23 protein-coding genes are annotated in these 22,459 nt (G+C 67.5%); 11 read left to right on the top strand and 12 right to left on the bottom strand.

The features are described 5' to 3' along the window. The first annotated feature begins 32 nt into the window (after positions 1-32). Positions 33-1,433, top strand: a complete 1,401-nt coding sequence (locus GLS40_RS07395; protein ID WP_160382100.1) for a helix-turn-helix domain-containing protein — start codon at positions 33-35, stop codon at positions 1,431-1,433. On the opposite strand, the gene GLS40_RS07390 is transcribed toward GLS40_RS07395, so the two are convergent. Then, the gene (locus GLS40_RS07390) at positions 1,418-1,669 is read right to left on the bottom strand and encodes a YdcH family protein (RefSeq protein WP_160382099.1); all 252 of its coding nucleotides are present in this window, start codon (positions 1,667-1,669) and stop codon (positions 1,418-1,420) included. The two genes, GLS40_RS07395 and GLS40_RS07390, sit on opposite strands and share 16 nt — an antisense overlap. A gap of 175 nt (positions 1,670-1,844) precedes the next feature. On the opposite strand from GLS40_RS07390, the gene GLS40_RS07385 reads away from it, so the two are divergent. Both GLS40_RS07385 and GLS40_RS07380 read left to right on the top strand, forming a co-directional pair. Further along, complete coding sequence (locus GLS40_RS07385) at positions 1,845-2,957, top strand: mandelate racemase/muconate lactonizing enzyme family protein (RefSeq protein WP_202075982.1); 1,113 nt, start codon at positions 1,845-1,847, stop codon at positions 2,955-2,957. Positions 2,958-3,059: 102 nt separating this feature from the next. Then, the gene (locus GLS40_RS07380; protein ID WP_160382098.1) at positions 3,060-3,848 is read left to right on the top strand and encodes an SDR family oxidoreductase; all 789 of its coding nucleotides are present in this window, start codon (positions 3,060-3,062) and stop codon (positions 3,846-3,848) included. A gap of 175 nt (positions 3,849-4,023) precedes the next feature. On the opposite strand, the gene GLS40_RS07375 is transcribed toward GLS40_RS07380, so the two are convergent. The 3 genes from GLS40_RS07375 to GLS40_RS07365 form a co-directional block, all read right to left on the bottom strand. Beyond that, entirely contained in the window at positions 4,024-4,584 is a 561-nt protein-coding gene (locus GLS40_RS07375) for a hemerythrin domain-containing protein (RefSeq protein ID WP_160382097.1), read from the bottom strand. Between the two features lie 40 nt (positions 4,585-4,624). Beyond that, entirely contained in the window at positions 4,625-5,542 is a 918-nt protein-coding gene (locus GLS40_RS07370; protein WP_160382096.1) for a DMT family transporter, read from the bottom strand. Between the two features lie 76 nt (positions 5,543-5,618). Continuing rightward, positions 5,619-6,224, bottom strand: coding sequence for a LysE/ArgO family amino acid transporter (locus GLS40_RS07365; protein ID WP_160382095.1), 606 nt, complete (start codon positions 6,222-6,224; stop codon positions 5,619-5,621). Positions 6,225-6,319: 95 nt separating this feature from the next. Between GLS40_RS07365 and GLS40_RS07360 the strand changes: the two genes are divergently transcribed. Beyond that, positions 6,320-7,240: a LysR family transcriptional regulator ArgP gene (locus GLS40_RS07360; RefSeq protein WP_160382094.1), complete on the top strand. Its 921-nt coding sequence runs from the start codon at positions 6,320-6,322 to the stop codon at positions 7,238-7,240. A 144-nt stretch (positions 7,241-7,384) separates the two neighbouring features. On the opposite strand, the gene GLS40_RS07355 is transcribed toward GLS40_RS07360, so the two are convergent. Continuing rightward, positions 7,385-8,125 carry a YebC/PmpR family DNA-binding transcriptional regulator gene (locus GLS40_RS07355; protein WP_160382093.1) on the bottom strand — a complete coding sequence of 247 codons (741 nt, stop codon included), beginning with the start codon at positions 8,123-8,125 and terminating at the stop codon, positions 7,385-7,387. Positions 8,126-8,353: 228 nt separating this feature from the next. Here GLS40_RS07355 and GLS40_RS07350 point away from each other — a divergent pair, with 228 nt between their 5' ends. Then, on the top strand, positions 8,354-8,968 hold the full coding sequence (locus tag GLS40_RS07350) for a MarC family protein (protein WP_160382092.1): 615 nt from the start codon (positions 8,354-8,356) through the stop codon (positions 8,966-8,968). A 170-nt stretch (positions 8,969-9,138) separates the two neighbouring features. Here the strand turns inward: GLS40_RS07350 and GLS40_RS07345 are convergent, their stop codons facing one another. The 6 genes from GLS40_RS07345 to GLS40_RS07320 all read right to left on the bottom strand — a co-directional run bounded on the left by GLS40_RS07345 (position 9,139) and on the right by GLS40_RS07320 (position 13,943). Further along, positions 9,139-10,092: a 2-hydroxyacid dehydrogenase gene (locus GLS40_RS07345; protein ID WP_160382091.1), complete on the bottom strand. Its 954-nt coding sequence runs from the start codon at positions 10,090-10,092 to the stop codon at positions 9,139-9,141. Further along, positions 10,089-10,427: a tRNA-binding protein gene (locus GLS40_RS07340; protein WP_160382090.1), complete on the bottom strand. Its 339-nt coding sequence runs from the start codon at positions 10,425-10,427 to the stop codon at positions 10,089-10,091. Before GLS40_RS07340 ends, GLS40_RS07345 begins: the two co-directional genes overlap by 4 nt. After that, positions 10,420-11,235 carry a pyrroline-5-carboxylate reductase gene (proC, locus tag GLS40_RS07335; protein ID WP_160382089.1) on the bottom strand — a complete coding sequence of 272 codons (816 nt, stop codon included), beginning with the start codon at positions 11,233-11,235 and terminating at the stop codon, positions 10,420-10,422. Before proC ends, GLS40_RS07340 begins: the two co-directional genes overlap by 8 nt. 34 nt (positions 11,236-11,269) lie before the next feature. Continuing rightward, positions 11,270-11,770, bottom strand: a complete 501-nt coding sequence (locus GLS40_RS07330; protein WP_160382088.1) for a type III secretion system chaperone family protein — start codon at positions 11,768-11,770, stop codon at positions 11,270-11,272. 309 nt (positions 11,771-12,079) lie between these two features. Beyond that, complete coding sequence (locus tag GLS40_RS07325; protein ID WP_160382087.1) at positions 12,080-13,234, bottom strand: diguanylate cyclase; 1,155 nt, start codon at positions 13,232-13,234, stop codon at positions 12,080-12,082. A gap of 463 nt (positions 13,235-13,697) precedes the next feature. Then, the gene (locus tag GLS40_RS07320) at positions 13,698-13,943 is read right to left on the bottom strand and encodes an accessory factor UbiK family protein (RefSeq protein WP_160382086.1); all 246 of its coding nucleotides are present in this window, start codon (positions 13,941-13,943) and stop codon (positions 13,698-13,700) included. A 93-nt stretch (positions 13,944-14,036) separates the two neighbouring features. On the opposite strand from GLS40_RS07320, the gene lgt reads away from it, so the two are divergent. The 4 genes from lgt to GLS40_RS07300 all read left to right on the top strand — a co-directional run bounded on the left by lgt (position 14,037) and on the right by GLS40_RS07300 (position 18,044). Beyond that, positions 14,037-14,930: a prolipoprotein diacylglyceryl transferase gene (lgt, locus tag GLS40_RS07315; RefSeq protein WP_160382259.1), complete on the top strand. Its 894-nt coding sequence runs from the start codon at positions 14,037-14,039 to the stop codon at positions 14,928-14,930. Continuing rightward, positions 14,927-16,003, top strand: a complete 1,077-nt coding sequence (locus tag GLS40_RS07310) for a class I SAM-dependent methyltransferase (protein ID WP_160382085.1) — start codon at positions 14,927-14,929, stop codon at positions 16,001-16,003. Before lgt ends, GLS40_RS07310 begins: the two co-directional genes overlap by 4 nt. After that, positions 16,000-16,755 (top strand): peptidoglycan editing factor PgeF, encoded by a 756-nt coding sequence (gene pgeF / locus GLS40_RS07305; protein WP_160382084.1) that lies wholly within the window; start codon positions 16,000-16,002, stop codon positions 16,753-16,755. The genes GLS40_RS07310 and pgeF overlap by 4 nt, the downstream gene beginning before the upstream one ends. 533 nt (positions 16,756-17,288) lie before the next feature. After that, positions 17,289-18,044 carry a Hint domain-containing protein gene (locus GLS40_RS07300; RefSeq protein ID WP_160382083.1) on the top strand — a complete coding sequence of 252 codons (756 nt, stop codon included), beginning with the start codon at positions 17,289-17,291 and terminating at the stop codon, positions 18,042-18,044. Positions 18,045-18,114: 70 nt separating this feature from the next. On the opposite strand, the gene GLS40_RS07295 is transcribed toward GLS40_RS07300, so the two are convergent. After that, positions 18,115-18,615 (bottom strand): Lrp/AsnC family transcriptional regulator, encoded by a 501-nt coding sequence (locus tag GLS40_RS07295; RefSeq protein WP_160382082.1) that lies wholly within the window; start codon positions 18,613-18,615, stop codon positions 18,115-18,117. A gap of 198 nt (positions 18,616-18,813) precedes the next feature. Between GLS40_RS07295 and trxB the strand changes: the two genes are divergently transcribed. After that, entirely contained in the window at positions 18,814-19,806 is a 993-nt protein-coding gene (gene trxB, locus GLS40_RS07290; protein WP_160382081.1) for a thioredoxin-disulfide reductase, read from the top strand. A gap of 478 nt (positions 19,807-20,284) precedes the next feature. After that, positions 20,285-22,363 carry a bifunctional sulfate adenylyltransferase/adenylylsulfate kinase gene (locus GLS40_RS07285; protein ID WP_160382080.1) on the top strand — a complete coding sequence of 693 codons (2,079 nt, stop codon included), beginning with the start codon at positions 20,285-20,287 and terminating at the stop codon, positions 22,361-22,363. Positions 22,364-22,459 lie beyond the last annotated feature (96 nt).

Here is a 22,459-nt window from a genome sequence, read left to right as displayed (position 1 = left end):
GCCAACTGCAACTTTGCAAATCGGAGGCCGCGATGGCCGCACACAAGCTCTATGTCGGGGCCAAGCTGCGCGAGACGCGGCAGAAACTGGGCCTGACGCAAAAGGACTTTGCCGGCAAGCTGGGCGTCTCGCTGCCCTATCTGAACCAGATGGAGAACAACAACCGCCCGGTCTCGACCTCGGTGGTGCTCTCGCTTGCCCAGCAGTTCGGTTTCGACGTGACAGAGCTGTCGACCGGGGACAGCGAGCGCCTGATCAGCGACATGCGCGAGGCGATGGCCGACCCGGTGCTGGCCGATATCGCCCCGCCGCTGGCGGACCTGCGGCTGACCGCGTCGAACGCCCCCGCCCTGGCGCGCGCCTTCCTGCACCTGCATCGCGCCTATCGCCAGACGCATGAACGCCTCGCCTCGCTGGACGAGGCACTGGGGCGCGAGGATGCCCGCACCCAGCCTTCTCCCTGGGACGAGGTGCGGGACTTCTTTCATTATTGCGACAACTATATCGACGCGGTCGACCGCGCCGCCGAACGCTTTGCCCAGCCGGTCGGCGGGGCCGGCAACATCCGGGTCAAGGCGGTGAGCGCGCTTGGCCACCGGGGCATCGAGGTGTCGTTCACCGACAGCGCCCGCCTGCGCCATTTCGACCCCGACACCGGCCAGCTGGAGATCAGCCTGCGCGCCGCGCCGGAAACCCAGACCTTTCAGCTGCTGCTGCAGGTCGCGCTGCTGGAACAGGACAAGCTGCTGGAGGCGACGCTGGATTTCGCCCGCTTCCAGTCCGACACCGCCCGCTCCATCGCCAAGATCGGGCTGGCGAACTATTTCGCCGGGGCCGCGCTGATGCCCTATACCTCGTTCCTGAACGCCGCGCAGGAGGTGCGCCACGACCTGGAAGTTCTGGCGATGCGCTATGGCGCCTCGATCGAACAGGTCGCGCACCGGCTCTCGACGCTGCAACGCCCCGGCGCCAAGGGGGTGCCCTTCTTCTTTGTCCGGGTCGACCAGGCGGGCACTATCACCAAACGCCATTCGGCCACCCGGCTGCAGTTCGCCCGCTTCGGCGGCGCCTGCCCCTTGTGGAACGTGCACCGCGCCTTCGAGACGCCGGGCCGCTTCCTGCGCCAGCTGGCCGAGACGCCGGACGGGGTGCGCTATGTCAACCTGGCCCGCGATGTCAGCAAATCCGGCGGCGCCTTCGGGGCCCCGGTGCGCCGCTATGCCATCGCGCTTGGCTGCGAGGTCGCCCACGCGCCGCAGCTGGTCTATGCCGACGACCTGGACCTGTCGAAACCCCGCGCCTTCGAACCCATCGGCATCTCGTGCCGGATCTGCGAGCGCACCGATTGCCACCAGCGTTCGGTGCCCCCGCTGGAGCGGCGCCTGGCCATCGACCCGAACGCCCGCGGCGTCCTGCCCTACGAGGTCGGCTGAGCCGCCTTCAGCGCGGCAAAGATCGCATCCTTCAGCGCGGCACGCTCCTTGCGCAGCGTGATGACCGTCAGGTCGTCCATCGGTTCGACATTGGTTTCGGCGCGGTGAATCCGGCCGTTGATCGCGTGGTAGTCCCCGGCCAGCCGGGCAAAATGCGCGTCCGAGGTCTTGAGCGCGGTGATCGCGGCGGCGAAGTCGGGAAAGTCCTCGTGCAACTCGTGCGGGGTGTTGGACATGGTGTCGATCCTTCCGGTCCTGTGGATGCCCGCAGTCTGTCCCGCCCCGGGCCGCCCCGCCTTGACGCGGATCAAGCGCCATGCGCGACCGCCGCACGCGCCCGGTATTTTTCCGACCGGAAATGTCGCGATCCGGCGTGCAACCGGCACGGTCCCGGAGAATCCTGCCCGCATCATGAAAATCACCGCGCTCCGCACCCGCCCCCTTACCCTGCCGCTGGCCCAGCCCTATCACTGGACGCAGGGCATCCGCAGATCCTTCTCGGTGAACCTGATCGAGCTTGAGCTTGAAGACGGCACCATCGGCATCGGCGAGGCCACCGTCGCCCCGGATCAGCAGGCCTCGGTCCTGATCCTGCAGAGGCTGGCCGAAAAGCTGGTGGGCGAAAGCGTGTTCGACGCCGCGCCGATCCGCGACCGGATCCTCAGGGAAAGCTACATGGCCTTTGGCGCGAACACGAACCGCGCCGCGAACCAGATGCTGGCGGGCATCGACTTCGCCCTCTGGGACGCGCAGGGCAAGTTGGCCGGGCGGCCGGTGACGGCGCTTCTGGGCGGGGCGCACCGGCGCAAGGTGGGGTATTTCTTCTTCCTGCAGGGCGACACGCCCGAAGAGCTGGCAAACCACGCGGCCGAAGGCGTCGCCGCGGGCGAGCGTGTGTTCTACCTCAAGGTCGGGCGGGTGAACGAAAAGGCCGATCTGGATATCGTCAGGGCCGTCCGGGCCGAGATCGGCGATGCCCGCCTGCGGCTGGATGCGAATGAGGGCTGGGACCCCTACCGCGCCGTGCGCATGTGCCGCCTGCTGGAGAAATACGACATCGACTTCATCGAACAGCCGACCCCCTCCTGGTCGCTGGAGGCGCTGCGCCATGTGCGCGAGTCGGTCGGTATCCCCATCGTCGCGGATCAGGCGGCCTTTACCCTCTACGACGTTTACGAAATCTGCCGCATGCGCGCCGCCGACATGATCTGCATCGGCCCGCGCGAGGTGGGTGGCATCCAGCCCATGCTCAAGGCCGCCGCGGTGGCCGAGGCGGCGGGCCTGTCGATCTGCATCCATTCGAGCTTTACCACCGGCATCACCACCTGCGCCGAGCACCAGATTGCCCGGATGATCCCGAACCTCGACGACGGCAACCAGATCATGTGGCAGCTGGCGCGTGACAACATCGTCGCCGCGCCCGGGCTGGCGCCGGTGAACGGCTGGCTCGACCTGCCCGATGCGCCGGGGCTGGGCTTCTCGCTGGCGGATGACGTGGTGGGCGCGGTGACCAACGCGGGCTGATCGTCGTGCGAAAATAATTTCCGCAATATCGCGGCCCGCGCTTGACGCCCGGCCCGTCCTCCATGACATCTTGGCCGTCAGACCAACGGAGGAGGAAGGTTCATGGACATCGCCACGCTGTTTTCGCTCAAGGGCAAGGTCGCCCTGATCACCGGCGGCTCGCGCGGGCTGGGCAAGAGCTTTGCCAGGGCCTTTGTCGCCTCGGGGGCCAAGGTCTACATCTCGTCCCGCAAGGCCGAGAACTGCTTTGCCACTGCGGAAGAGATCGGCGAGGGCTGCATCGCCCTGCCCGGCGACGTGGCCGACATGGCGGGCATCGACGCCCTGGTCGCCGCGATCAAGGAGAAGGAGGATCACCTCGACATCCTGGTCAACAACGCAGGTGTGGCCTGGGGCGAGGATTACCTCGATTTCCCCGAAAAGGGCTGGGACAAGACGATGGACGTCAACCTCAAGGCGCCCTTCTTCCTGACGCAGAAGCTGCACGGCATGCTGACGGCCAGGGCCACGCCCGGGGATCCGTCCAAGGTGATCAACATCGCCTCGATCGACGGGCAGCGGCTGAACCCCTGGGAAACCTATTCCTACCACGCCTCGAAGTCCGGGCTGATCTACCTGACCCGCCGGGTCGCGGCGCGGCTGATCAAGGACAATGTGGTGGTCAATGCCATCGCGCCGGGGGCCTTTGCCTCGGACATGAACCGCGCGGCGCGCGATCACGCGGACGAGGTCGGCCAGCGCATCCCCTCGGGCCGGATCGGCACCGAGGAGGACATCTCGGCCGCCGCTCTCTACCTCGCGGCGCGCTCGGGCAATTACGTGGTGGGCCACACGCTGACGGTTGACGGCGGCCTGGTCAACGCGGCCATCGGCAGCTCGATCGACGCCTGATCCGCGCGCCCCTGCCCGCCACCTGCGCTCCGTGCCCCGGCCACCGCGCCGGGACCCCTCTGGCCCAAGCACACCGCGCCCTGCCCCCATGCACACCGCGCCCCGGCCACCTGCGCACCGCGCCCCGGCCAACGCGCCGGGGCCCCGCCGTGCAGGCGTCAGCCTCCGCGCCGCCTCACTCGGTGTCGGCGCCGTATTCCAGGATGACGGGCACGATGATCTCTTCCTCATCCTCCAGATGGCGGTTCAGGAAGACCTTGAAGTCGCGCTGATGGCGCAGCAGCAGGTCTGCCGCGACCTTTTCGTCCTCGCCCGCCGCCAGCCGCTTCAGCACCGCGTTCGAGGCCTCGGCCAGCCCGTGGATATGCCCGTCGAGCGCATGGTGATCGCGGTCGAGAAGCTCGAAGGCCTGTTCCAGCCGGCTGTCCAGCGGCAGGAACTGCGGGAAATAATGCTGATCCTCGATCATGTGGTGATGATGCAGCTGGTTCAGGAAGAACGAGGTATAGCGCTGCATCTCGTGCCCGTAGCGCGGATCGTGCCGGTCGAGGTGGCGTTCGGACCCGTCGATCAGCGTGTCGAGCACCTGGCGAAAATTCAGGTGCCGCTCCAGCCAGAAGGCCGTCAGCCCGCCGAAATTCGGGTGCCCGGTCCAGATCTCGCGCGGGTAGAGGTCGGCCAGCACGCGCAGATGCTCGGGCAGGCCCTTGCGGGTATCGAGGGAAAGATCATCCATGCCGCGTACCTAAGCCGGGCCGGGGCGATTTGCCAGTCCCTCAGCCCTTGGTCGCGCCCGGTGGGGGCGTGATGCTCTTGCGCCGCACCATCTCCTCGCGCCAGGTGATGAAAGACACGGCGGCGATGATCATGCCGCCCCCCAGGATGACATAGGGATCGACCGCCTCGCCAAAGGCGAAGACTCCCAGGGCCACCGCCCAGACCAGTTGCAGGAAGGTCACCGGCTGGGTCACCGTGATCGGCGCGGCCCGCAGCGCCAGGGTCATCACGTAGTGCCCGGCCGTCGCCACCACCGCGACCCCGAACAGGACTGCCACGGTGGTCCAGTCGGGCGTGACCCAGACCAGCGCGGCCGCCGGGGCCAGCCCGATCGAGACCGACAGCGACAGCATCGTCACCACCACCATCGGCGGCAGTTCGTCGGACAGCTGTTTGGCGATCATGTAGCTGGCGGCAAAGACCAGCGCCGTGCCCATCATCGCGAAATGACCCGGCAGCACCTCGCGCACGCCGGGGCGCAGGATGACAATGGCCCCGACCAGCGCCACGACAACGGCCATGATGCGCCGCATCGCCAGCCGTTCGCCCAGAAAGATCGCCGCCCCGATGGTCACGAAAACGGGCGAGAGGAAATTGATCGCCGTGACATCGGCGATCGGGATCACCGCCATCGCGTAGAACCACGTCCCCACGCCCATCGAATGCAACAGGCCGCGGCCCGCGATCATCCGCCACTGGCGGGGTGTGATCCTGGCGTTGATCACCGGGCGGATCATCGGGATCAGCAGGATCAGCCCAAGCGAATAGCGCAGGAATGCCGCCTCGGCTGCGGGCACCACGGGACCCACGTATTTGACGCCGGCATTCACGGCGATGAACAGGATCCCGGCGAACAACATCCACAGGATGCCGGCAACAGGGCGTGCGGAAGCGGCACTATTGGATGCGATCGTCATGCATCCATCCGTGGCACGAAGCGGCGGACACCACAAGGCGCTTCCAACCTGCCGGCTGGCAATGATGCCTTTGCGCTCATACCCCTGCGAGCAGCCCCGCCGCGATCCACCACATCACGCAGCCGATCCCCGCGTCCAGCCAGCGCCAGGCCGCGGGCCGGGCAAAGAGCGGCCGCAGCAGCCGCGCGCCATAGCCAAGCGCGGCAAAGAACACCGCCGATGCCGCCATGCCGCCCAGGGCAAAGGCGGTCCGGTCCTCCCACCGGGCCGACACCGCGCCCATCAGCACCAGCGTGTCGAGGTAGACATGCGGATTGCCCCAGGTCAGCGCGAGGCAGACCGCCAGCGTCCTGCGCAGCGACACCGGCGCCGCCCCCTCGCGCGCCCGCAGCGCGGCCCCGCCCCGCAGGGCCGAGCGGAAGGCGATGGCGCCATAGACCAGCAGGAAGGCCGCGCCGCCCCAGAGCATCATCGGCCCCAGCCAGGGCGCCCGTTGCGTCAGCACGCCGAACCCTGCGACCCCCGCCGCGATCAGCACCGCATCCGACAGCGCGCAGGTCAGCACCACCGCCAGCACATGGTCCCGCCGCAGCCCCTGGCGCAGGACAAAGGCATTCTGCGCCCCGATGGCCACGATCAGCGACAGCCCCAGGCCAAAGCCCGCCATCCATGCCTGTGTCATGCCCCTGTCCCTCCCTGGTTGCCGAGTGGTCCTAGGGGGTGGCGCGTGATAAGGAAAATGAATTGATCTGATCAGGCATAATCCAGACTTATCCCATGTTCGACTACAACCAGCTGGCCGCGCTGGCGGCGATCATCCGTGTCGGCTCTTTCGACGGGGCCGCCGCCGCGCTTGGCATCACCCAGCCCGCGGTGTCGCAGCGCCTGCGCGCGCTGGAGGATCGCCTGGGCCAGCCCCTCGTCCTGCGCGGCCAGCCCTGCACCGCCACCCCCGCCGGTCAGCGCCTCGCCCGCCACGCCGAAGAGGTCGGCCTGATGGAGGCGCAGCTGACCGCCGCCCTGGGCCCCGGCCCCGAGGCCGGGCCGAGGTTCCTGCGCATCGCGGTGAATGCCGACAGCCTGGCCAGCTGGATCGTGCCCGCCCTCGCGGCGGCGCAGGAGGCGGTGCCGGGTCTGCTCTTCGACCTGGCCGTCGACGATCAGGACCATTCCGCCGACTGGCTGCGGCGGGGCGAGGTTTCGGCGGCGGTCACCGGCACCGCGCGCCCGCCGCATGGCTGCGAGGCCCATCCCCTGGGCGTGATGCGCTACATCGCCTCCGCCAGCCCCGGCTGGATCGCCCGCCACTGCCCGGATGGCGTGACAGGCGCCGTGATGCGCCGCGCCCCGGCGATGACCTATGACGAAAAGGACCGGCTGCAGCTGATGTGGCTGGACAGGACCTTTGGCCCCGGCCGCGCGCCGCCGCAGCACTACCTGCCCTCGACCCATGCCTTCATCCACGGGGCCGAGGCCGGGCTGGGCTGGGGCATGAACCCCGAAATGCTGATCGGCGCGGCGCTGGAGAGCGGACGCCTCCGCCCGCTGCTGCCCGACACGCCGCTGGACGTGCCGCTCTACTGGATGACGCCGCGCCACCTGTCCGACACCCTGCGCCCGGTCACCCGCGCGATCCGTGCCACTGCGCAACGGATGCTGCGCCAGCCGCCCCGGTCGGACCCGGCCGGCCCCGCCTGACCCCCGGCGCGATCCCCGGCCCCCCGAGCCGTAGCTCCCCGGGCCGTAGCTCCCCGGCCCGCCCCCCGGACAGGCAAAGGCCCGGCGCATGTCGGCGCCGGGCCCCGTTCAATCCGCCCCGGCCGGACCCGGGGGGCAGCAGGTTCAGAGCTGGTCCATCACCTCGTCCGAGGCCTCGAAATTCGCGGTGACGCGCTGCACGTCATCGTCGTCTTCCAGCGCATCCAGCAGCTTCATCAGCTTCTGCATGCCCTCCAGGTCCATCTCGGTGGTGGTCGTGGGCTTCCAGATCAGCTTGGTCGAGTCGCTCTCGCCCAGCTCGGCCTCCAGCGCGGTGGCGACCTCGTTCAGGTCGGTATCGGCGCAATAGATGATATGCCCCTCGTCCGAGCTTTCCACATCCTCGGCCCCGGCCTCGATCGCGGCCATCATCACCGTATCCGCGTCACCCGCCGCGGCGGGATAAGCCACCTCGCCCTTGCGCTCGAACATGAAACCGACCGACCCGGTCTCGCCCAGGTTGCCGCCGTTCTTGGAAAAGGTCGAACGCACGTTCGACGCGGTCCGGTTGCGGTTGTCGGTCATCGCCTCGACGATCACCGCCACGCCGTTGGGGCCATAGCCCTCGTAGCGGATTTCCTCGTATTCGTCGCCTTCGCCCGCGACGGATTTCTTGATCGCCCGGTCGATCACATCCTTGGGGACCGAATTCGACTTGGCTTCCTTCACCGCCAGGCGCAGGCGCGGGTTCTTGTCGGGGTCGGGATCGCCCATCTTGGCGGCGACGGTGATCTCTTTGGACAGCTTCGAGAACAGCTTGGAGCGCGCCGCGTCCTGCCGCCCCTTGCGGTGCTGGATATTCGCCCATTTGGAATGGCCTGCCATGGATCTCTCTCCGGCTGAGTTCCGATTTGACGGCTTCTATATGTCACCGCCCGACCCTGCCGCAAGCCCGCGCAGAGGCGCTTTTCGACAGGTCCCGCCGCATTCTGCCGCAGATCGCCCCTGCGGCGCGCCAGTGCCGTTGTCCCGACGCGCCAAACGTGGTTTTGAGGGGCCGGAGCCGCCCCGCTCCGCCCCAGCCCACCTCCGGACCCAAAGGCCCGCCCGCAGATGACCAGCGAGCTGTTCGAGCAATTCGTCATCCTCTGGGTCGTGATCGACCCGATCGGCACGATCCCCGTCTTCGTCGCCGTCACCGCCGGGCGTCCGGCAGCCGAACACCGCAAGATCGCCGCCGAGGCGGCACTGATCGCGGCGCTGGTGCTTGGCTTCTTCCTGGTGCTGGGGCAGTTCCTGATCGACGCGCTCGGAATCTCGCTGCCCGCCTTCCAGATCGCCGGGGGGCTGGTGCTCTTCCTCTTCGCGCTGACGATGATCTTCGGCACCCACGACGGCGGCATGGGCCTGCGCGAGGGCGACTATCCGGCGATCTTCCCCCTGGCGGTGCCCTCCCTCGCCTCGCCGGGCGCGATGCTGGCCATCGTGCTGCTGACCGACAACAACCGCTTCTCGGTGCCGGAACAGGCCGCGACGGCGGCGGTGATGCTGGCGGTGATCGCCTTCGCCTTCCTCTTCATGCTGGCCGCCGGGCCGATCCTGCGCACCATCCGCCGTTCGGGCGCCGCGATCGTCAGCCGGGTCATGGGCATAATCCTCGCCGCCGTGGCCACCGACAACGTCATCGAGGCCATCCGCCAGCTCATCGCCACCTGGCATGCCGTCTGACCACCCGGCCCCCGGGCACATCATCGCCGGACCTGGCGCCCCCCGCCCGCTTCCTCTGGCCGGAAATATCCTCGGGGGGTGAATTGCGCCAAGGGCGCAAGAGGGGGGCAGACAGCCCCCCTTCCCCTGCCGAGGCGCCCGCGGCGCCCGGCCATCATGCGCCCCCGCCGTCAGTTGACCGCGTTCGGCACCTCTTCCCCGGCAAAGAAGGCGCGCAGGTTCTCCACCGCCATCAGCCCCATGTCCTCGCGCACTTCCAGCGCGGCGGTGCCCAGATGCGGCAGCAGGGTCACGGTCTCCATCCCGCGCAGCGCCAGCGGCACGGCGGGTTCGAACTCGTAGACGTCCAGCCCCGCGCCGGCGATCCGGCCCTGCTGCAGGGCAGCGATCAGCGCCGCCTCGTCCACCACATCGCCCCGGGCGATATTGACGAAGATCGCCGTCCGCCTCATCGCGGCAAACAGCTCCGCCCCGATCAGGTGATGCGTCTCGGCCGCGCCGGGCACGGCCACCACCACGATATCGGCCCGCGTCGCCAGCTCGGCGAGAGAGACCTGGCGCGCCGGGAACTCCACCCGTTTCGGCGAGCGGTTGTGATAGAGCACCTCCATCCCGAACCCGAAATGGCAGCGCCGCGCGATCGCCTGGCCGATCCGCCCCATGCCGATGATGCCCACGGTCTTGCCGGTCACGTGCAGGCCCAGCATCTGGGTCGGGTGCCAGCCCTCCCACCGGCCGGCCCGGACCATGCGCTCGCCCTCGCCCGCGCGGCGGGCGGTCATCAGGATCAGCGTCATGGCGGTATCGGCAGTGGCATCGGTGACGGCGCCGGGCGTATTGGTCACGGTGATCCCGGCCCCGCGCGCGGCAGCGGCGTCGATGTGATTGAAGCCCACGCCGAAATTGGCGATGATCTTGCAGCGCGGCGCCTCGAAATCGGCAAAGACGCGGGCGTCGAAGACGTCGCCCAGCGTGGCGAGGATGCCGTCATGCAGCACCAGCCCCGCCCGCAGCTGCGAGCGTTTCATCGGCGTGTTGGTGTCGCGGACCTCGATCTCGAAATGCTTCTCGGCCTCGGCCAGCACCCGCCTGGGCAGCGGGCGGGTGATCAGGATGCGCGTCATTGCATCCGCTCCCCTGGGGGCACCTCGGTATCCGGCGACAAGAGCACGATGGCGCCCTCGGCATCCGCGACCCCCAGCACCAGCACCTCGGACATGAACCGGCCGATCTGGCGGGGGGGAAAGTTCACCACCCCCATCACCGTCTTTCCGACCAGGCTTTCGGGCGTGTAATGCACCGTCACCTGGGCCGAGGTTTTCCTTTCCCCGATCTCGGGGCCGAAATCGATCCACATCTTGATCGCGGGCTTGCGCGCCTCGGGGAAGGGCTCGGCCCGGATCACGCGGCCGGCGCGGATGTCGACGGCCAGGAAATCGTCAAAGGTGATCTCAGCCATCGGACAGCTCCCTGGCACGGGCGGTGGCGGCGGCGACGGCGCGCTCCAGCAGCGCGGGGAAGCCGGTTTCGCCGTCCATCAGCACCTCCAGCGCGGCCTGGGTGGTGCCGTTCGGGCTGGTGACGTTCACGCGCAGCTGCGCCGGATCCTCGGCGGCCTGTTCGGCCAGCGCCCCTGCCCCGGCCACGGTAGCCTTGGCCAGCTGCATCGCCAGATCCTCGGGCAGGCCCTGGGCGGCTCCGGCGGCGGCCAGCGTCTCGATCAGGTGGAAGACATAGGCCGGACCCGACCCGGAAACCCCGGTGACCGCGTCGATCTGGGCCTCGTCCTGCAGCCGGACGACCTGGCCCACGGCGCGCAGCAGCGCCTCGGCCATGTCCAGATGGGCGGGGGTGGTGCTGGCATTGCCGACGATGGCGGTGATCCCGCGCGCGATGGCGGCGGGCGTGTTGGGCATGGCCCGCACGATGGGCGAGGCCGCGCCGAACGCGCCTTCGAACCGCGCGATGGGTGTCCCCGCGGCCACCGAAACGAACAGGGTCTGCCCCCCGCCCATGGCCCGCAGGGCGGGCAGCGCGTCACCCATCATCTGCGGCTTGACCGCAACCAGGGCAATCGCCGGAGAGGCCGGCACCGCCCCGTTGATCGCGACCCCGGTGCCCTGCAGCCAGTCCGAGGGGTTCGGGTCGATCACATGGACCGAAGCCGGGTCGAGCCCGCCCGCCAGCCAGCCGGCCAGCATCGCCGATCCCATCTTGCCGCAGCCCAGAAGCACAAGGCCGCGGCCGGAAATATCGTCGAAATTCATCTGTTACCCCCGGCGCCTGCGTCGGGGGCAAGGTTTACGCGCGCCCGTAGGCCTCTGCAATGGCGACCTGCAGCGCGTCGCGGGGGGACTTGCCGCCCCAGGCCTGCAGCTGGAACGCGGGGTAGTAGCGTTCCGACCCGGCGACAGCCGCATGGATCAGCGTGTCGATCTGGTCGGGGCTGGCGACCTGCCCGCCGGTGAGCACCAGCCCGTAGCGAAAGACCATCAGCTTGTGCTCGCGCCAATAGGTGAAGGAGCCGCCCCAGCACTGATCGTTCACGTCGTTCAGCAGTTCGTAGAGGCCCGGCAGGCTTTCCTCGGGCGGCTCCATCTCGAAGGTGCAGACCATGCGCAGGGTCTCGTCATAGCCCGACCAGGCCAGGGTGATGGAATAGGTCCGCCACTGGCCCTCCACCGCCATGGCGATCTGGTCGTCGCCGATACGGTCGAAATCCCAGTCGTTGCTCTCGGCCAGGTGTTCGACGATGTCGATAGGGTGAAGGTCTTCCTGAAGGAACTGCTCGGACAAGCTCATGGCGCCACCTCTTTCGTTGTGTAGCGCGGAGGAGCATCAGCGCCCCCAGCGCTAGGTGCCTGCTCAAGGAACAGGGGCGATTTCCCTTGTTCCTTACCAGATATGGTGCGGCGGCCGATAGAAGCTGTAAAGCGATTTGTTGTGGGTAACCGCAATAAGTTGTGGATTTCACGGAAGGGACACAAACCATTGCGTCTTGCGCCCGCTTTTGGCGCAGTTGCCCCGGACCGGCGGCGCAGACGCGAAAAAGGGCGCGATTCCCGCGCCCCTCCGGTCATGGTCTTGCCTGTGCTGCCCCGGGGGGCCGCGTCAGCCCGATGGCGTCTCGCTCACCAGATAGGGGCCGGGCATCGCGCCGCTGGCGGGTCTGCTACCCCGCACGGGATAGGGAATGGTCGCCGCGACCACCCGGTTGCGGCCCGTGTCCTTGGCGACATAGAGCAGCGCATCGGCGGCCTTCATCGCCTCGGACAGGTCCGGCAGGTCGGTGCGGTAATGCGCGACACCCACGCTGATCGTCACCTCGCGCTCGGGCGCGTCGACGATGATCACGTTCTCGCAGACCGCCTGGCGCAGCTTGTCGGCCTTGCGATGCGCCGTATCGCGGGTGACGTCCTGCAGCAGGATCAGGAATTCCTCGCCGCCGACACGGGCGAAGATGTCGCCGGGGCGCAGGCGCGAGCGGATGGTCTGGACCGTGTCGGCCAGCACGTCGTCGCCGACGCCGTGGCCGTAGTTGTCGTTGACCTGCTTGAAGTGATCCAGGTCGAACAGCAGCAGCGCGGCCCCCTTGGGTGTCCCCAGCGCGCGGGTCGCGGAGTAGCGCCGTTCCAGCCCCTGGCGGTTCAGGCTGCCGGTCAGGAAATCGGTATCCGCCTTTTCCGTCAACAGGCGTTCCTTGCGGGCCCGCTCGCGTTCGCGGTTGATCAGCGTGCCAAAGACGGTGGCCGCAACGATGTTGAAGACGATGAAGGCGGGGAGGGTCTCGACCACGTTCTGGAACCCGCTCTGAGTGGGCAGAAAGAACATGGCCCCGAAGGAGAGCGAGATATGTGCGCCGATGATGGTGAAATGGTAGGACTTCATCACATCGGGGCGCAGGCGCTTGAGCACCCACATCAGGCCCAGCAGACCCGCGATATACATCGAGATGACCCCGTAGATCGCACCCGGCCCGCCAATGGCCAGACGGGCGGCGGCCCCGACGACAAAGGCGATCCCCGCGCCGATCGGGCCCGCAAAGACCCCCGCGAAGCCGATGAAGAGGTTCCGGCAGTCCATGAAGTTACCGGGGGCCAGCTGGAGCGGTTCCATCATGCCCGCAGCGGCGCCGAACCCGAAGGCAAGACCCAGCAGGGCATGACGCTGCCAGCGCGGTAGATGGACGCGTTGGACCAGCCCGTAGAGGACCGCGACCATCGCCATCAGCCCCGTACCGTTGATCGTCGTCAGCACCGCATCCATCTGCCTCATCCTTTCCGGATCATCGCCTTTTGTAGAAAATCGCAGTGAAATTTGCGGTTTTGAGGGCGTGGAAAGGGCCGGGCCCACGACAGGCGGAAACTTGCCATCGGCCTGTTTTCCAGTGAATCAGCGCATGCTGCGGCGCAGAAATGTGCCGGGCTGGACGGTTTCGTGGCTCAATTGTGGCGATTGTATACACAGGCGCAGGGCAACCGCAGGGCTGCGCCCCGGTTCGCCGTGGCGGTTGCGATGTGAGCGCTCACATCCCGCGCATACCGGCGAATCCGGCCCGGATGGCTGGATCCGATGCGGTCATCCGAGTCGGGCGCGGCCGACATCGGCGCGGAGCGAACATCGGCGCGGGGCGGACGTTGGGGAGCCCGCCCCGCATCCCGCCGACGCGGCGAGGGACAAGCCGCGGCGGCGATCTGGTTCATGATGACGTGGAAAAGCTAAGACCGGGTTACCCCTGCTTGGCCTCCAGCGCGGCGATGCGCGCTTCTAGCGCGGCATTCTCCTCGCGTGCCTTCTGCGCCATCGCGCGGACGGCGTCGAATTCTTCGCGCGTGACCAGATTGCGGTCGGCCAGCCAGCGGTCGATCATCGAATTGAACGCGGTCTGCGCCTCGTCCTTGGCGCCCTGGGCGACGCCCATGGCATTGGTCATAAGCTGCGACATGTCGTCGAAAAATCGCGAGCGGGTCTGCATGTCGGTCTCCATCTCAGGGTTGCCCTCTATATGGGCGTCTTGACGCACGGTCGCAAGGTTGACTTCACCCCCGGGGCCGACACATTTGGCGCCATGCTGGCCGCGATCCCCTTTCCCGACATCTCGCCCGAGATCGTTTCGTTCACCCTGCTCGGGATCGAATTCGCCCTGCGCTGGTATGCCCTGGCCTATATCGCCGGAATCATCCTGGGCATCGCCCTGGCGCGCAGGGCGCTGAAGCGTCCCGCCCTCTGGCCCAACGGCACCGCCCCGATGACTCCGTCGCAGCTGGAAGATTTCATGCTGTGGATCGTGCTGGGCATCGTGCTGGGCGGGCGGCTGGGTTTTGTCCTGTTCTACCAGCCCGCCTATTACCTGGCCCATCCGGCCGAGATCCCGCTGCTGTGGCAGGGCGGCATGGCGTTTCACGGCGGCATGCTGGGCGTGGTCGTCGCGGCGCTGATCTGGTGCCGCCGCAATGCGGTGCCGCTCGGCTCCTGCGCCGACATGCTGGCGCTTGGCACGCCCATCGGGCTGGGGCTGGGGCGGATCGCGAACTTCATCAACAACGAGCTTTGGGGCCGTCCGACCGATGTGCCCTGGGGCGTGATCTTTCCCGGCACCGCCGCGCAGGACTGCCCCGGCGTGATCGGTCCCTGCGCCCGCCACCCCTCGCAGCTTTACGAGGCCGGGCTGGAGGGGCTTGTCCTGGGTCTGATCCTCGTCATCGCCGCCTGGCGGTTCGGGGCGCTGCGGCGGCGCTGGCTGCTGACGGGGCTGTTCCTGGCGGGCTACGGGATCGCGCGGTTCATCGTCGAATTCTACCGCCTGGCGGATCAGCAGTTCATCACGCCCGACAATCCCTTTGGCCATGTGCTGCGGCTGACCGACAGCATCGGCATCACCATGGGCCAGCTGCTATCGCTGCCGATGGTTGTCGCCGGCGTCGCGATCGCGGGATATGCCCTGTCGCGCCCCCGGGCATGAGCCTTGCCGACCACCTGATGGCGCGGATCGCCGCCGAGGGGCCGATGAGCCTGGCCGACTACATGGCCGAATGCCTGCTGAACCCGGTGCATGGCTATTACACAACCCGCGATCCGCTGGGGACTGCGGGCGATTTCACCACCGCGCCCGAGATCAGCCAGATGTTCGGCGAGATGCTGGGCCTCTGCCTGGCGCAGTGCTGGCTGGACCAGGGGCGGCCCGCACCCTTCGTGCTGGCCGAGCTGGGACCGGGCCGGGGCACGCTGATGGCCGATATCCTGCGCGCCACCCGGGGCGTGCCCGGCTTTGCCGAGGCCGCGCGGATCGTGCTGGTCGAAGCCTCCCCCGCCCTGCGCGCCCGCCAGGCCGAAACGCTGCGCGAGGCCGCGCCCGGGTGGATCGACAGCGCCGACGCCCTGCCCGACGACCTGCCGCTGTTCCTTGTCGCGAACGAGTTCTTCGACGCCCTGCCCGTGCGCCAGTTCCTGCGCGAGGGGCGCGGCTGGCGCGAGCGGGTGGTGGGGCTCAAGGACGGGCGCCTGACGCCGGGGCTGAGCGCCGCCGCGCCGCTGCATGCGCTGGCGCACCGGCTGGCCGATACCGCCGAGGGCGAGGTGGTCGAGACCTGCGCCCCCGCCACGGCCATCGTCTCGGCCATCGGTGGCCGGATCGCGGCGCGGGGCGGCGTGGCGCTGATCGTGGATTACGGCGACTGGCGATCCTCGGGCGATACCTTTCAGGCGCTGCGCGGCCATGCCCCGGCCGATCCCCTCGCCGATCCCGGCCATGCCGACCTGACGGCGCATGTGGATTTCGAGGCGCTCGCCCGGGCCACGCCATCCGCCCACAGCGTCATGACACCGCAGGGCGTGTTCCTCGAACGGCTGGGCATCACCGCCCGGGCGCAGGCGCTGGCCAGCCGCATGGACGGGGTTGCGCTCAGCTCTCATATCGCCGCACATCGCCGCTTGACCCACCCCGACGAAATGGGGACGCTCTTCAAAGTCATGGCACTTTATCCCTTTACCGCCGCACCGCCTCCCGGCCTGGAACCTGCGAAGCCCTTGGAATGACGCTGGAAATCATCACGTCAGACGCGCTTTCCTCGCTGCGGCACGGATTCTTCACCCGCCGCGGTGGTGCGTCGTCCGGAATCTTCGCCGGGCTGAACTGCGGGCCGGGCAGCTCCGACCAGTCGGAAATCGTGGCGATCAACCGCGCGCGCGCCGCCCGGGCCCTGGAGGCCGAGCCGGAGTGCCTGAGATCCGTGCGCCAGGTGCATTCGTCGCGCGCCGTGATCGCCGATCCCGACAGCACCGAGACCGAGCAGGCCGACGCCATCGTCACCGACCGCCCGGGCCTGGTGCTGAGCGTGCTGACCGCCGACTGCCAGCCCGTGCTCTTTGCCGATGTGCAGGCCGGTGTCGTGGGCGCGGCCCATGCCGGCTGGCGCGGCGCGCTGGACGGGGTGCTGGAACGCACGGTGGAGGCGATGGAATCCCTCGGCGCGCGGCGCGAATCCATCACCGCCGTCATCGGCCCCTCGATCAGCCAGCGCGCCTATGAGGTCGGGCCCGAGTTCATGGACGCCTTCATAGATGACGATCCCGGCAATGCCCGCTTCTTTGCCAATGGCGAAGGCGACCGGCTGCAGTTCGACCTGCCCGCCTTTGGCCTGCACCGCCTGCGCCAGGCCGGGGTCGGCCATGCCGAATGGACCCGGCATTGCACCTACTCGGATTCCGAGCGGTTCTTCTCGTACCGCCGCACAACCCACGCGGGAGAGGCGGACTATGGCAGGCTGATGTCGGCCATCCGACTTTAAGAGAATCCGGCAAGCCTCCATAAACAGGACAGAATTGATCCCGTTTCCGTCCCAGATGCGCCGCAAAGCAATTTCATTCTTTCCTTCTAGACCCGGCAACGACCGGGGGATGCGAGGAGCGACACAATGAAAAAGCAAAAGCGCTGGATGAAAGCGGTGATAGAGGCCTCGAAGGCCCAGACGCCGGTCCTGCCATTCGAACGGACTGCGCGGGCGGCAGCGCCCCTGCGACGTGCGGTGACGCTCCGAAAGGCGGCCTGACGGGCGGCGACGGACTGTTGTCCCGCGACCACAGAACATGCCCCTGATTCGGCGCGATTGTGGCGCGAATGTGGCGGGTTGTGGTGGTCGGCCGGAACAATGCCGGGTCACAGCCCGGGATTGAACGGCGTTCGCGCAACGGTTGTTCGCCTGCTTTGACAGATCGCCCAACTTTCGGCAAATTTCGAACCACAAGACGAATTCACGTTTGTCCGTCTGACGTTGCTGGTGGGGGCCAGCGCGGATGCGACGACCAGACCAGGGTCACGCACATGACGTTTTCTCCTCGTGCCATCGAGCACGACGCTGCCAAGCAAGTTCCCGCCAAACGCCGGATGCCGATGATGCGCCGGTACGAGATCCAGACCCTCGATTCCGAGGGCCGCGATCAGCTGACCCAGCATATCGCGCCGGCCACGACGGAATTCGAAAGCGCCTTCAACGCCTTCGCCCGCGGCACCGGGATCATGACCGACAGCGGCCCCCGCGCGATCGAGGATCTGCGCCCGGGGATGAGGGTGGAGACCCTCGAACACGGTCAGATGCAGGTGCGCTGGATCGGCTCCATGACGATGGTGCCGAACGCGCCGGGCGCGACGCCCGAACAGTGCCGCCTGACCCGCGTGACCTCGGACCGGTTCGGCCCCGGCCGCCCGGGCATCGACCTGACCGTCGGCCCCGGCGCGCGCATGCTGCACCGCCCCGACGCGCTGCGCCGCGCCACCAGCGGGGCCGAGACCTATACCCCGCTGGACGAATTTGTCGATTGCGACTGCGTGTTCCAGATCACCCCGCCCGCCCCGGTCGAGACCTACCACATCTGCCTGGATCGCCACGCGACGATCTATGCCGAGGGGCTGGGGGTCGAGACCTATCACCCGGGCTACCACCTGGAGGAACAGATGGGCCCGAACATGCTGGCCCTGTTCCTGTCGCTCTTTCCCCATATCCGCGAGCTGGAGGATTTCGGCCTGCTCGTCCACCCGCGCATGACGCTCAGGGCGCTGCATGACCTTCACGCAGCCTGAAATACCGCGCATCCGTCCCCTCGGCGGATGATCACGGTCTGAACCGCATCGCAGGACCCAGGGTCCGGCGTCACGCGGTGCGGTTCAGTCTTTCTTCCAGGATATCGAAGGGCACGCCCGGTTCGTCCTTGGCGCAGCGGATCACCAGCGAGGTCTTGACGCTGGCCACGTTGTCGGCCGCCGTCAGCTCCTGCGTCAGGAAGGACTGAAAGGTCGACAGATCCGGCGCGACGCATTTCAGGATGAAGTCGATCTCGCCGTTCAGCATGTGGCATTCGCGGACCAGCGGCCATGCCTTGCAGCGCCGCTCGAAGGCCGACAGATCCGACTCGGCCTGGCTCTGCAGCCCGACCGAAGCAAAGACCTGGACCTCGAATCCCAGCTCGCGCGTATCGACATCGGCATGGTATCCGCGGATGAATCCCGCCTCTTCCAGCGTGCGCACACGCCGCAGACAGGGCGGCGCGGAAATGCCCACACGCTTGGCCAGTTCGACATTGGTCATCCGGCCGTCCGCCTGCAGCTCGGCCAGAATCTTCCTGTCGATCGGATCCAGACGCGATCCCGCCATCCGTGCTCTCCCCAGATTTGCGTTTGTTATATCACCGGCCTGTCAGTGCGCAACTTTGTTTCGCCAAGCAGGAAAAATGCGCAGCCTCGGCCCGCGCGCTGCTTATTACGCATGCAGTCCGGCCATGCAATCCGGTGCGGTTGCGCCGGACAGGGCCGCGTCCTAAGTAGAGGCAACTGCTGCAAATGGGGGTCCGCCATGGCCGAGACGCGCAAGACCAAGGTTCTGATCATCGGGTCCGGCCCGGCCGGCTATACGGCGGGCGTCTATGCCGCCCGCGCCATGCTGGAGCCGATCCTGGTGCAGGGCATCGAACCCGGTGGCCAGCTGACCACCACCACCGAGGTCGAGAACTGGCCCGGCGACACCGAGGTGCAGGGCCCCGACCTGATGGTGCGCATGGAATCCCACGCGCGCGAGATGGGCTGCGAGATCATCGGCGACATCATTTCCGACCTCGATCTGAGCAAGCGCCCTTTCACCGCCAAGGGCGACAGCGGCACGCTCTACCAGGCCGATGCCGTCATCCTGGCCACAGGGGCACGCGCCAAATGGCTGGGGCTGGAAAGCGAAGAGGCCTTCAAGGGCTTTGGCGTGTCGGCCTGCGCGACCTGTGACGGATTCTTCTACCGCGGGCAGGAGATCGTGGTGATCGGCGGCGGCAACACCGCGGTCGAGGAAGCCCTGTTCCTGACCAACTTCGCCAGCAAGGTGACCCTGATCCACCGCCGCGACGAGCTGCGGGCCGAAAAGATCCTGATCGACCGGCTGATGAAGAACCCCAAGATCGAACCGCTCTGGCATCACGTGCTGGAAGAGGTCGTGGGCGAGGACAACCCCAAGGGCGTCACCGGCATCAAGGTGAAACATGTCGACACCGGCGAGATCACCGAGATCCCGGCCAAGGGTGTCTTTGTCGCCATCGGCCATGCCCCGGCCAGCGAGCTGGTCAAGGACCAGCTGGAGCTGCACCACGGCGGCTATGTCAAGGTGACCCCCGGCTCGACCGAAACCTCGGTGCCCGGCGTCTTTGCCGCGGGCGACCTGACCGACCACAAATACCGTCAGGCGGTGACCTCGGCCGGCATGGGCTGCATGGCCGCGCTGGACGCGGAACGCTGGCTGGCCGAACAGGGCGCGGCCGAAGTGGCGCCCGAGGCCCCGGTTGCCGAAGTCACCCCGGGCGAATAGCCCGGCCGTCGATTGGCAATCATAACCGGCTTTCTTGCCAGGTAACGGCGCCGGCAGACATGTCTGGCCCGGGCAGGCGCAGCGCGGCGTCTGGCCCGGAATGCCCCGGCAGGCCCTGCCGGCACGAACGGGAAAACCCGCCGTGGCACGCCACTCTTGCCCGGACGTCGACGCGGCCACCCCACCCCCGGCGAACCCGGGCCTGCCGCGAGAGCGGCGTTTGCGACGGCCCTGCCCCGGCTGACAGCGCGGTGAAGCGTCAGCCGATCCGCGTGCAACGACCCGCGATTCGCCCGGGGCGGAATATTCCCGCCACAGGCCGCCAACCACTCATTTCACGCTGAAATACAGTGCCCCGCCGTGGCCCTGACCGTCCGCATGCCGGCATCAATCCGCCGCCCGCTTCGAACAAAACCCTTTTCTGCACTAGCAAACTGTGCAATGCGTTCATCACTGAACACACTTTGAGTCCGAAGCATTGTCCGCCACGAGAGCCCAACCCATTTCCGACGAAGACGGCGAGCTGTTCCGGCTGCTGCGCCATCTGGACATGGCACCGGACGCCTCGCAGCGGGCCATCGCCTCGGCGATCGGGGTGTCGCTGGGCGGGCTGAATGCCCGGCTCAGGTCGGCGGCGGATGCCGGCTTCATCCGGATCAGCGAACGCGAGGGCCCCGACCGGCGTCACCGCTTTGCCTATTCCCTTACCGCCCGCGGCGCGGCCGAGAAAGCCCGTCTCACCGACCGTTTCCTCGCCCGCAAATTCCTGGAATACCAGGCACTTCATGCCGAATTGACCGGCTCGGGCGCCGGCCAGGTCACACTGAACGATAGGACCTTACTGATGAACAACAAACTCGCTCCGATCCCCGAGCTCTTCGTCTCGTACGAAAGTGCCCAGAAGATGAAGTTGGAGGCCGCCGAGCTGACAAGCTGGGACCTCAGCCCGCGCCAGATCTGCGACCTCGAGCTTCTGATGAACGGCGGGTTTTACCCGCTCAAGGGCTTCCTGTCCGAAGAGGACTATAACGGCGTCGTCGACAACATGCGCCTGGGCGACGGCTCGCTCTGGCCGATGCCGATCACGCTGGACGTGTCCGAGAAGTTCGCCGACAGCATCGAGATCGGCCAGGACATCGCCCTGCGCGACCAGGAAGGCGTGATCCTCGGCACCATGACGGTCACCGACCGCTGGACGCCCGACAAGTCGAAAGAGGCCGAAAAGGTCTTTGGCGCCGACGATCTGGCGCATCCGGCGGTGAACTACCTGCACCACCACGCCGGCAAGGTCTATCTGGGCGGTCCGGTCACCGGCATCCAGCAGCCCGTGCATTACGACTTCCGCGCCCGCCGCGACACGCCGAACGAACTGCGCGCCTATTTCCGCAAGCTGGGCTGGCGCCGCGTCGTGGCCTTCCAGACCCGCAACCCGCTGCACCGCGCGCACCAGGAACTGACCTTCCGCGCCGCGAAAGAGGCCCAGGCCAACCTGCTGATCCACCCCGTCGTGGGCATGACCAAGCCGGGCGATGTCGACCACTTCACCCGCGTGCGCTGCTACGAGGCGGTGCTGGACAAATACCCGGGCTCGACCACTACGATGTCGCTGCTGCCGCTGGCGATGCGCATGGCCGGCCCGCGCGAGGCCGTCTGGCACGGGCTGATCCGCAAGAACTACGGTTGCTCGCACTTCATCGTCGGGCGCGACCACGCCGGCCCCGGCAAGAACTCGGCCGGTGACGATTTCTATGGCCCCTACGATGCGCAGGACCTCTTCCGCGAGCACCAGGAAGAGATGGGCATCGAGATGGTCGACTTCAAACACATGGTCTATGTGCAGGAGCGCGCCCAGTACGAGCCCAATGACGAGATCGAGGACAAGGACAACGTCACGATCCTGAACATCTCGGGCACCGAGCTGCGCCGCCGTCTGGCCGAAGGGCTGGAAATCCCCGAGTGGTTCTCCTTCCCCGAGGTCGTGGCCGAGCTGCGCAAGACCCGGCCGCCGCGCTCCAAGCAGGGCTTCACCGTGTTCTTCACCGGCTTCTCGGGTTCGGGCAAGTCGACCATCGCAAACGCCGTCATGGTCAAGCTGATGGAAATGGGCGGCCGTCCGGTCACCCTGCTCGACGGCGACATCGTGCGGAAGAACCTGTCGTCCGAACTCGGCTTCTCGAAAGAGCACCGCGACCTGAACATCCGCCGCATCGGCTATGTCGCCTCCGAGATCACCAAGAACGGCGGCATCGCGATCTGCGCCCCCATCGCGCCCTATTCGGCCACCCGCCGTGCCGTGCGCGAGGATATCGAGCAGTTCGGCGCCTTCATCGAGGTGCATGTGGCGACCTCGATCGAGGAATGCGAAAAGCGCGACCGCAAGGGCCTCTACAAGCTGGCGCGCGAGGGCAAGATCAAGGAATTCACCGGGATCTCCGACCCCTATGACGTACCCGAGCACCCCGAGCTGCGGGTCGAGACCGAAGGCACCGACGTGGACAACTGCGCCCACCAGGTGATCCTCAAGCTGGAAAGCATGGGCCTGATCGCCGCGCACTGAGCGCCGCCAAGACCCAAGGAAAGGCCGCGCCCCAGGGTGCGGCCTTTTGCGTTCCGGCCCTGCGGCCTGCCGGCCACACCCCCTGAAATGGGGGGT

This window comes from Pseudooceanicola pacificus, assembly GCF_009789075.1.
Lineage (GTDB): Bacteria > Pseudomonadota > Alphaproteobacteria > Rhodobacterales > Rhodobacteraceae > Pseudooceanicola > Pseudooceanicola pacificus.
This window is presented reverse-complemented; position numbering and strand designations above follow the sequence as displayed.